This is a genomic window from Arthrobacter sp. 05T47 (assembly GCF_056395825.1).
Map to the genome: position 1 here is coordinate 1 of NZ_JBFTKG010000065.1, position 9945 is coordinate 9945.

The following is a 9945-nucleotide window of genomic DNA, read 5'->3' on the forward strand; positions in this document are numbered from 1 at the left end:
GACAACCACCAGTCTCCGCACCGCCGTCGCCGTTTTGCCGGTCCTGCCCCCACCCGGCGGGTCTTACTACGCTGTGTAGAATTCTCTGGCTAGACTGTGCACATGAAAATCGCCATCGACATCCTGGTCTTCCTGCACATCCTGGGCGCTGCCGCAATCGTCGGCGGCTGGTTCGCCACCTTCAAGAAGCCCACTGTTCTGCCGGTGCAGCTCTATGGTGCCATTGCGCAGCTGGTCACCGGCCTGGCGCTTGTAGGGATCTTGGGTGCCACCCACGAGCCGGTCAACTACGTCAAGATCGCCGTCAAATTGCTGATCGCCGTCGTTGTTCTCGTTGCCGCTGTGATCGGGTACCGGAAGGCTGCTTCCGGCGCTTCCGTCTCCAAGGGTTTGGCACACGCGGTGGGTGGGATGGCACTGATCAACATCGCAGTCGCCACGCTCTGGAACTGATTCCGGACGACACTTCCGACAGCGGCGCCGCACCCCTCACCCGGGGGTGCGGCGCCGCTGTCTTTAAAGCGCCACAGTTAAATCGGCACTGTGGTTAGGCCGGTCTGTCAGTCGCCGGCGATGCAGAACTCATTGCCCTCGGGATCCTGCATGACGTCCCAATGGAAATCGCCAATGTCGTTTCCCTCCACGAATCGGGCACCCAGGGCCTCGGCGTGGGCACGCAACGCCGAGGGGTCGGACCCGTGGATGTCCAGGTGCAGGCGGCGCCTGCCCTCCGAAGGCTGCTCAACCTGCTGGAAGGCCAGCTGCGGGGCTCCGGGGCCGGCCGGGTGGAGCCAGAGGAACTGTTCGAAACGCGACGACACCGCTGTGCCCAGCAACGCGGCCCAGAACTGGGCCAGGCGTTCTGCGTCGACGGCGTTGACCATGATCGTGGCGATGCGCGCTGACGGCGACGCACGCACCTGCGCATCTTGAGTGGTTTCCATGACGACACTGTACGGACGGCACGCTGCTGGGTCACAATCCTCTGACAGCGGAACCCCCGTGCGGGGGCCGCCCAGAATCCCTAGGATTGATCACGGCAGGATCCGGCACCGGGCCGGATCGCTGATTCACATCGACGTCGAGGAGTGGACATGGCAACAACACGCACCGCACACACTGTATGGAATGGCGACCTGATGACAGGCGCCGGCAACACCAACCTGGACAGCTCCGGGCTGGGCAACTTCGACGTCACCTGGAAGGCACGCGCCGAGGCCGCCGAAGGCAAGACCAGCCCCGAGGAGCTCATCGCGGCAGCGCACTCCGCCTGCTTCTCCATGGCATTCAGCAACGGCCTGGCCCAGGCCGGCTTCACGGCCGAGGAGATCAACACCAAGGCCGACGTGACGTTCCAGCCCGGCACCGGGATCACCGGCAGCCACCTCACCGTCGCCGCGCGGGTCCCCGGCATTTCCGCGGATGACTTCCAGCGACTGGCCGGCGAAGCCAAGGTCGGCTGCCCCGTCTCCGCCGCCCTGACCGGCATCGAGATCACCCTGGACGCGACGCTGGCCTCCTAGTCTCGCCGCCGGCAAGTAGCCGCAGCACAGCGTCCGCGGTACGGCAAAGGCCCCCGTCTCCCTGGAATATCCAGGAAGGCGGGGGCCTTCGTCATGGGCCTTGGCCGTGGATCACGCGCCGTCGCGCGGGACCGCCTACGCCTGGCCGGCCTGCTGGCGCTTGGGCAGCGGCGCGGGCCGGACCCTGCGGTATCCCTCGCGCAGCGGCGGACGGTCCGTGGGCAGTTCCTGGATCATTTCCTTCAACGCCCCGATTCCGTACTCCAGTTGCGGGTCGGTGCCGGCGGCGTACGCGTGCGGCGGGAAGGTCACCTCGATGTCCGGGGTGACTCCGAAGTTCTCCACGCCCCAGCCAACGCCGCCGGCGAACCAGGTGGCGTAGCGCGGCTGGGTGACGCCGGTGCCGTCGGCCAGGGCGAAGCGGTTGTCGATTCCCACGACGCCGCCCCAGGTACGCGTGCCAATGACGGGCCCAATCCCCCGCAGCTTGGAGACCTGCGTGATGATGTCGCCATCGGAACCGGCGAACTCATCGGTGAGGATGATGACCGGTCCACGGGGAGCGTGGTGCGGGTACGTCCGCGGCTTCTCCCCGCGCGGCATGCTCCAGCCGGTGACCTTGCGTCCGATGAGCTCGGCCACGAGCTGGGAGGTGTGGCCGCCGCGGTTGCGCCGGACGTCGACGATCAGTCCGTCCAGCGCCGTCTCGGTATCGAGGTCGCGGTGCAGCTGGGCCCAGCCGTTGGCCATCATGTCCGGGATGTGCAGGTAGCCGAACGTCCCGTTGGAGGCTTCCCGGACGGTCCGGCGGTTGCCGGTGACCCATTCCTGGTAGCGCAGGCGCTCCTCGTCCTTGACCGGGACCACTGCCACCCGGCGCTGGGCTCCGGCGGCCGCGCCGTGCCCGGCACCGTTGCGCAGGGTCAGTTCCACTGCCCGGCCGGCCGCCCCGACGAGTTCAACTGCCGGGGTCCGGGATTCGGTGAGTTCGACGCCGTCGATCGCCAGCAGGACGTCGCCGGGCTTGGCGTCGGCGCCGGGCCGGGTCAGCGGCGAGGTGGCCAGCGGGTCTGAGGACTCTCCGGCGAGGATGCGGGTGATTTCCCAGCCTTCGCCGGTGAACTCCAGATCGGCGCCAAGGCGCCCCTGGGGGCTGCTGCCATTCTCGGCTACGGCCACCGGGCGGACGTAGGCGTGGGAGGTGCCCAGCTCGCCGTGCAGCTCCCACAGCAGGTCCACCAGGTCATCGTGGGAGCCGAGGCGTTCGACCACCGGACGGTAGCGTGCGTGGACGGACTCCCAGTCCTGGCCGGCCATGTCCTCGGTCCAGAAGAAGTCACGCTGCAGCCGCCATGCCTCGTCGAAGGCCTGGCCCCACACACTCAGCGGGTCCATTTGCACCCGGATGCGGCCAAGGTCCACCTTGACGAGCTGGCCGGAGTCCTCGTCGGCCTTGGCGCCGGCGGGCGCGACCCGGATCTGCTTGTCCTGGATGAACACGATCTTTTCTCCGTCGCCGGAGATCCGGTAGCTGTCCAGGGCCTCCACGATCGTGGAGGTGCGGCGCTTGGCCAAGTCGTACCGGACCAGGCTCGGCGCGGCGCCCTTGTCCTCGAGGCTGGCCCGGCCTTCTCCGGTGGTGCCGGAGAGTTCGCTGTCGAGCCACAGCAGGGCCCCGGCGGCGGCGGTAAGGGACGAGTAGTTGCCCTGCGGCACCGGCACCCCGATGACGCGGTGCGCCAGGCCGTCGGCGTCGACCCGTACGGAAGGCACGGGCTTGGCGGCGGACGGCGTACCGGATGCGGAGCCTTCCCCCGCGGCGGGGGTTACCGCGGCGTCCCGTTCGCCATCCTCAAGGGCGACGCTCGGACCGAAGGGTGACGGCGTGTCCGCGGCAAGGGCGACCAGGTAGGGCTTGATCGGGCTCGGGAAGGACAGGTCGAAGGAGTGGCCGTCGTAGACCGGGTCGAAACTGCGGTTGGAGAGGAAGGCGAGGTATTTGCCGTCCGGGGTGAAAGAGGGTGATTCGTCGCGGAACCGGCCGTCGGTGACATCGATGATCGCCGCGCCCGTGCCGCCGTCGATCCTGGTGATCCGCAGACGGCTGCGGGAGCCGAAGGACGTGACCGGCTCGGACCAGCCGAGCCAGGCTGAGTCCGGGGACCAGCTGAATCCTTCGATGCTGCCTTCGCCGATGCTGCTCAGCAGGGACATCGTGCCCGTGCTTGTGTCGGCAAGGTAAATGTCACCGAAGGACGTCCCGACGGCGAGCCAGCGCCCGTCGGGGCTGGCTTCGATGGCGCTGGCCCGGCTGGGCTTGGGGAAGTCGATCCGCGTCAGCTCACCGGCTGCAGGCGCCTGCACGGCGGTGCCCGCACCGGCAAGGGCCTGGTGGCCGGCGCCGGGCGCGTCACTTCCACCAACGGCCGGCACTGCGGCTGTGACGGGGCTGGACACGGGGCTGGTTGCCGCGGCGGCGGTTGATCCTGAACCCGTTGACCCTGAACCGGTCAGCGCGGCTGCGGACACCGGCCTCGGCAAGGCCACTCCGGCGTCTTCGGACTGCCGTGTGGACTGCGGGCTCGACGGCGCTGCGGGCTGTGACGCCTTCGAGGCTGCCACAGGAGCGCCGGCCAGCGGCGCCGCAATAGCCTTCAGGTAGAGGGCCTCGACGCCGTCGTGGTCGGCCACATAGGCGATCCGGCCCTCGCCGAACGGGCGGGGCAGACGTGCCCGGACGCCCGGGGTGGCTTCGAGGACGCGGGACGGGCCGTCCTTGTGCCGCAGCCAGTGGACAGTTCCGTGCGATTCGACGGCGCTGGAGGTGCCGGTGTGGTCCGGGACCACGTCGCCGAGGTGCCGTGAGGGCTTCAGCGGGGCGGAGCGCCGTGCTTGCGAGGCCGACCCCAGCGTGATGTCGAGTTTGACGGCCTCGGCGTCAAGGCTGGCCAGCAGCCAGAGCTCGCCGGCCGATTCGAAGACGATGCGTTCCCCGTCGGTTGCGGCGTGACGCACGTAGAAGTCCTCGTGGTCCGTGTGGCGCCGCAGGTCGCTGCCGTTGGGCAGGACTGAGTAGAGGTTTCCGTAGCCCTCGTGATCGGACAGGAACGCGATCCGTCCCTTGACCCACAGTGGGTCCGTCAGGTTTCCGTCCAGCCCGGCGGCGAGCCTCTCGAATTCGCCGTTTCCGTCGGCGTCGATCCACAGCTTGCCGGCGGCGCCGCCCCGGTAGCGCTTCCACCAGGCCGGCTCACGGGACAGGACGCTCGAGAGCACCACGGGGCGTTCGTCGCCGACGACGGGACCGAAGGCAACCGATTCGACCGGGCCGAAGGGCAGCTCCTGCGCCCAGCCGCCGGTCACGGGGAGGCTGTAGGCGTGAGTGTGACGGCTGTCTGACTGGCGGAACGCGCTCGTGACCAGGACGTCGCCCTTGGGCGTGAAGCCCTTGACCCGGGTGGAGCTGTGGCCGAAGTAGCTCAGCTGGCGGTAGCCGCCGCCGTCGACGTCGGCTGTGACGACCTCCGGGGCCGTTCCCTGGACGACGGTCCAGACCAGGCGCTTTCCGTCTGGGGTGAAACGGGGGTTGCGGGCCGGCAGCTGCAGGGAGGACACGCGCCAGGCACGGCCCCCGCCCACGGGTGCAATCCAGACGTCGTCCTCGGCCACGAAGGTGACCAAATCGCCGTGGACATGCGGGAAACGGAAGTAGCTCGAGGGGGTCATCGTTCGATCATAGCGACAACGGCCCGCACGGCCCGGGAGGTTTCGCGGCCGTGCCGGGCATGGTGAGATGGATCATGCGMATCCTCATTGCCGGGGCCTCCGGGCTGATCGGAACTGCCCTTTCCAGCGCACTGCGCAGCGAAGGGCATGACGTCGTTGCCCTGGTCCGGCGCGCCCCGGCATCGCCGGCCGAGTTCCAGTGGGACCCCGCCGCCGGCCGGATCGACGAGACGGCGCTGAAGGGCGCGGACGCCGTGGTCAACCTCTCTGGCGCCGGAATTGGCGACCGGCCCTGGACCCGGGCCCGTGTCGACGAACTCCGCAGCTCCCGGCTGGGGGCGACGGGGACCCTGACGGCGGCGATGGCCCGGCAGGACACGCCGCCTGCGGTGTTCCTGAGCCAGTCCGCCTCCGGCTATTACGGCAACGCCGGCGCCGCCGTACTTCGTGAGAACGCGCCGGCCGGCAGCGGCACCTTGGCCCGGATCTGCGTCGACTGGGAGGCCGCGGCGCATGAGGCTCCCGCCGGCGTCCGCGTAGTTACCCCCCGCACAGGTGTGGTCCTGAGCCGATCCGGCGGCGCGCTGGGCCGGTTGTTGCCGCTGCTGCGCCTGGGCGTTGGCGGCCCGCTGGGCAACGGCCGGCAGTACTGGCCGTGGATCACCTTGCCGGATGTGGTCCATGCCTTCTCCTTCCTTCTTGCCGCGCCCCTGTCCGGACCGGTCAACGTCTGTGCCCCCGAAACCGCGGACGTGAACTCACTGATCGCGCAGCTGGCCGGTGCGCTCCACCGTCCGGCAGTGCTGCGCGTGCCCGCACCGGTGCTGCGGCTGGTGATGGGCCAGCTCGCCGAGGAACTGTTGCTCGCCAGCCAGCGGGTGGAGCCGGCGGCCCTGGCCGACAACGGCTTCGCCTGGCAGCACCCGTCGCTCGGCGAGGCCGCGGCGTGGGTGGCCGGACGCGATTAACCCAAGTCCGGCTCCGCGGCGAGGACCTGCGCAATCCGCCACCGTCCGTCAATGCTCGCCAGCACAAGCCTTAGCCTGATTTCCTCCCCGGCAGGGGCTTCAGCCACGACCTGACCGGCGGCATCGCGTTCCTGGTACGGCGAGGAGACGACGCTGATCTCCACCACGGTGCGGTCCGGCCCACCGTCGGCAAGAGTCTGCACGCGTGCCAGCGTGGTCTCGAAGCCGGCCAGGACGTGTCCGGCCGCCGTCAGCCGGGCGCCGATGCTGGCGTCCGCGTCCGCCGCCGCCGACGCAGGGACGTTCACCTGCTCCAGCAGGCGCACATCCCCGGTGCTGAAGGCCAGTGAGCGGAGTGCGGCGAGTCCCCGGACCGCTTCGCCGGGGTCCGCGGACTCCAGCCTGTCCCGAAGTTCGCGCGGGATGCCAGCAACGCCCGGCACTGACGCCGGCGACGTCTCTGTTGCCGCCGCGGGAGGCGGTGCGGCAAACAGTTCCGCGATCCCCGGACGCCACGATGCCGCGCCAAGCCCGGCCAGCAATGCCACCGCCAATGCGACGCCTGCCCACCGGTTCCGCCGACGCCGACGGCGCCGTGCCTCGAAAGTGCCGGGGCGGATACCGGGTTGGGTCCCGCTCCGGGTCGATTGCCGGAAGCCCTCCCCGGTGCGCTGCACTGTACCGTCCCGGACGTCGGACGAATCGCTGGGCTCAGCTATGGACCCGGCGCTGGACGCGGCGACGCCTCCGTTCCCGGTGTCTCGTCCCCGGTGGGAGCCTGGTCCGGAACCGGCGGCGGCGTGGCGTGCGGCACCCCCGGCTGCCGCGTGCCTCGCAGTCGCGACAGTGGATGTCCTGGCATGTGCCCCCGGCGGCGCCGCGAGGGGTACCTGGGGTGGAGCGAGGGGTACCGGCGGCGCTGGCGTGGGTGCACGTTCCGGCAGGGGCGCGCGGCTCACCGGGGTCTTGCGCAGCCACCCGAGGAGCCGCCGGGCACGCCGTTCTCGGGCGCTGCCGGCCAAGACGCGGCGGGTCAGCAATTGCGGTGCCACGCTCGCGTGGGCAGTGACGGAAAGGTCCACCGGCTCCGCCGCAGTGCTGCGATAGACCGCCGCGGCGAATTCGGCCGCCGAGGGCCTTCTGCGCCGGTCTTCGTCGAGTCCGGCTTCCAGTGCGGCGGCCAGCGCCGGGGGCACGTCGGGCACCAGGAATGGCAGCGGGGGACGCCCAGCGCCCGCGTCCGGTGGCCGGCCGGTCAGGCAATACCAGCCAAGCGCCGCCAGAGAATAGATGTCACGCTCTGGCTGGAGGCCCGCCCTGACGGCGTCCACAGGCGCCGGATCGGAAAATCCCTCCGTCCCGGCGGTGCGGCCGGACGCTGTGTCCGCCACCATCCGCGCGACGCCCAGGTCCGCCAGCAGCGGTTTCCCATGCGCCGTGAACAACACGTTGCCCGGCGAGAGGTCCCCGTGGGTGAAACCACGCGAATGCAGGTACTGCAGGGCCTGGGCCATGGGCGTCAGGACCGTCACCGTCTCGCCGGCACCGAGCCGCCCGCGTCCCGCGACCAGGTCTGCGACGGATCCTCCGGGCGCGTAGTCCAGCACCAGACCCAGGGCTTCCGTTCCCTCCGGCCCGGACCGCGCATCGTGGAGCCGCAGCACCATGTGGGCACGGAGCAGGTGGTCGTGATCCAGGGCCGAGAGGATCCGGACCTCCCGTCGCATGCCTTCCTCGGCTTCCTGGTCTGCGCTTCCACGGTCCACTTCGCCAGTCCCGCGGCCTGGCATTCCGCCGGCCTTGATGCCGGCGCCGAAGCACTTGAGGGCGTAATCGCGCCCTGTCGACCGTTCCGTTACCAGCCACACGGCGGCTGTGCCCCCGCGCCCCAGCAGGCGCCCGACGTCGTAACCGGGAACCTCAGGGGCGGCGCCGCCAGGGTCTGGGATCTCTTCCATACCCAAGGAATAGCCGATCCAGCGGAATCGCGCAGAAGTTATCCACAGGCATGAGAGCTTAAGCACACAAACGGGCTGAGGATGCGGCTGGGTCTAAGCTTGATGCCATGACTCTTGAGTTCAAACAGCTGGGTCTCGCCCCGGACTTCATTGATTACACGCGCGGCTGGGAAATCCAGCGCGAATTGCATGAGAAAGTCCTCGCGGGCACTGCGCCCAGCACCGTACTGCTGCTCGAACACGCCGCGGTCTATACCGCCGGCAAGCGCACCGAAGACCACGAACGGCCCTTCGACGGAACTCCCGTTGTTGCGGTAGACCGTGGCGGCAAGCTCACGTGGCACGGCCCGGGCCAGCTCATCGGCTACCCGATCATCAAGCTGAAGAACAAGGCCGGCATCCGCGACTACGTGGAGCGGCTGGAAGCCGTGATCATTGCTGTCCTGGCGGACTACGGCATCGACGCCGTACGGATCAAGGGCCGCGCAGGCGTCTGGATCGAGCAGGACGCGAAGGGCCCGGACCGCAAGATCGCGGCCATCGGCATCCGCGTCCACGAGGGCGTCACCATGCACGGCTTCGCGATCAACTGCAACAATGATCTGGCCCCCTACGGCCAGATCATTGCCTGCGGCATCAGCGACGCCGGAGTCACCACCATCGCCCAGGAAATTGGCAGGGACGTCACGCCGGCGGACCTCGTTTCGCGGATCACCGAAGAACTGCGCAACAATGAACAAGCCCTAGTTGCAACCCCAGAAGGAGCTCTACTGTGACACTGGCACCAGAAGGCCGGAAGATGCTGCGCATTGAGCAGCGAAACGCGGCCACACCGGTGGAACGTAAGCCGGAATGGATCAAGGCCAAGGTCCAGATGGGCCCCGAGTTCGTCCAGCTCAAGAACCTCGTCAAGAAGGAAGGCCTCCACACCGTGTGTGAGGAGGCCGGCTGCCCGAACATCTTCGAATGCTGGGAAGACAAGGAAGCCACSTTCCTGATCGGCGGCTCCGAATGCACCCGCCGCTGCGACTTCTGCCAGATCGACACCGGCAAGCCCTCCCCGGTGGACATGTTCGAGCCCACCAAGGTGGCCCGCTCGGTCCAGGCCATGGCGCTGCGCTACGCCACCGTGACCGGTGTGGCCCGCGACGACCTCGCCGACGAGGGTGTGTGGCTCTACGCCGAGACGGTCCGCAAGATCCACGAACTGAACCCGGGCACCGGCGTCGAACTGCTGATCCCGGACTTCTCCGGCAAGCCCGAGCACATCGAGGCCATCTGCGACTCCAAGCCCGAGGTCTTCGCCCACAACGTCGAGACCGTGCCCCGGATCTTCAAGCGGATCCGCCCGGCCTTCCGCTACGASCGYTCCCTGGACGTCATCACCCAGGGCCGCAAGCTCGGCATGGTCACCAAGTCCAACCTGATCCTGGGCATGGGCGAGACCCGTGAGGAGATCTCCGAAGCACTGCGTGACCTGCACGAGGCCGGCTGCGACCTGATCACCATCACCCAGTACCTCCGCCCCTCCGAGCGCCACCTTCCCGTGGACCGCTGGGTCAAGCCGCAGGAATTCGTGGACCTGCAGAACGAGGCGGACGAGATCGGCTTCCTCGGCGTCATGTCCGGGCCGCTGGTGCGCTCCTCCTACCGCGCCGGCCGGCTCTGGGCCACCGCGATGCGCAAGAAGGGCTGGGAAATCCCCGCCGAACTCGCGCACATCGAAAGCTCCGGCAGCACCCGCCAGGAAGCCAGCTCCCTGCTCGCCGC

8 protein-coding genes are annotated in these 9945 nt (G+C 69.0%); 5 read left to right on the forward strand and 3 right to left on the reverse strand.

Going from position 1 to position 9945, the window contains the following annotated elements; translation table 11 throughout:
• The first annotated feature begins 102 nt into the window (after positions 1 to 102).
• On the forward strand, positions 103 to 453 hold the full coding sequence (locus AC1DEY_RS22125; RefSeq protein ID WP_476869866.1) for a hypothetical protein: 351 nt from the start codon (positions 103 to 105) through the stop codon (positions 451 to 453).
• A gap of 107 nt (positions 454 to 560) precedes the next feature.
• Here the strand turns inward: AC1DEY_RS22125 and AC1DEY_RS22130 are convergent, their stop codons facing one another.
• Entirely contained in the window at positions 561 to 944 is a 384-nt protein-coding gene (locus tag AC1DEY_RS22130; RefSeq protein ID WP_476869867.1) for a VOC family protein, read from the reverse strand.
• A 150-nt stretch (positions 945 to 1094) separates the two neighbouring features.
• On the opposite strand from AC1DEY_RS22130, the gene AC1DEY_RS22135 reads away from it, so the two are divergent.
• Entirely contained in the window at positions 1095 to 1523 is a 429-nt protein-coding gene (locus AC1DEY_RS22135; RefSeq protein ID WP_476869868.1) for an OsmC family protein, read from the forward strand.
• A 135-nt stretch (positions 1524 to 1658) separates the two neighbouring features.
• On the opposite strand, the gene AC1DEY_RS22140 is transcribed toward AC1DEY_RS22135, so the two are convergent.
• Entirely contained in the window at positions 1659 to 5249 is a 3591-nt protein-coding gene (locus AC1DEY_RS22140; RefSeq protein ID WP_476869869.1) for a S41 family peptidase, read from the reverse strand.
• A 74-nt stretch (positions 5250 to 5323) separates the two neighbouring features.
• Here AC1DEY_RS22140 and AC1DEY_RS22145 point away from each other — a divergent pair, with 74 nt between their 5' ends.
• Entirely contained in the window at positions 5324 to 6217 is an 894-nt protein-coding gene (locus AC1DEY_RS22145) for a TIGR01777 family oxidoreductase (RefSeq protein WP_476869870.1), read from the forward strand.
• Here the strand turns inward: AC1DEY_RS22145 and AC1DEY_RS22150 are convergent.
• Positions 6214 to 8175: a serine/threonine-protein kinase gene (locus AC1DEY_RS22150; RefSeq protein ID WP_476869871.1), complete on the reverse strand. Its 1962-nt coding sequence runs from the start codon at positions 8173 to 8175 to the stop codon at positions 6214 to 6216. The genes AC1DEY_RS22145 and AC1DEY_RS22150 overlap by 4 nt on opposite strands.
• A gap of 107 nt (positions 8176 to 8282) precedes the next feature.
• On the opposite strand from AC1DEY_RS22150, the gene lipB reads away from it, so the two are divergent.
• Together lipB and lipA are read left to right on the forward strand one after the other, a co-directional pair.
• Complete coding sequence (gene lipB / locus AC1DEY_RS22155; RefSeq protein WP_476869872.1) at positions 8283 to 8951, forward strand: lipoyl(octanoyl) transferase LipB; 669 nt, start codon at positions 8283 to 8285, stop codon at positions 8949 to 8951.
• Positions 8948 to 9945 (forward strand): lipoyl synthase (lipA, locus tag AC1DEY_RS22160; RefSeq protein WP_476869873.1); only part of this gene is annotated, 998 nt, incomplete at its 3' end. The genes lipB and lipA, both read left to right, overlap by 4 nt.

What these genes read in the sequence shown, in the direction of transcription:
- AC1DEY_RS22125 (WP_476869866.1), top strand. Translation starts at nt 103, where the DNA reads ATGAAAATCGCCATCGACATCCTGGTCTTCCTGCACATCCTGGGCGCT.
- AC1DEY_RS22130 (WP_476869867.1), bottom strand. Translation starts at nt 944, where the DNA reads ATGGAAACCACTCAAGATGCGCAGGTGCGTGCGTCGCCGTCAGCGCGC.
- AC1DEY_RS22135 (WP_476869868.1), top strand. Translation starts at nt 1,095, where the DNA reads ATGGCAACAACACGCACCGCACACACTGTATGGAATGGCGACCTGATG.
- AC1DEY_RS22140 (WP_476869869.1), bottom strand. Translation starts at nt 5,249, where the DNA reads ATGACCCCCTCGAGCTACTTCCGTTTCCCGCATGTCCACGGCGATTTG.
- AC1DEY_RS22150 (WP_476869871.1), bottom strand. Translation starts at nt 8,175, where the DNA reads ATGGAAGAGATCCCAGACCCTGGCGGCGCCGCCCCTGAGGTTCCCGGT.
- lipB (WP_476869872.1), top strand. Translation starts at nt 8,283, where the DNA reads ATGACTCTTGAGTTCAAACAGCTGGGTCTCGCCCCGGACTTCATTGAT.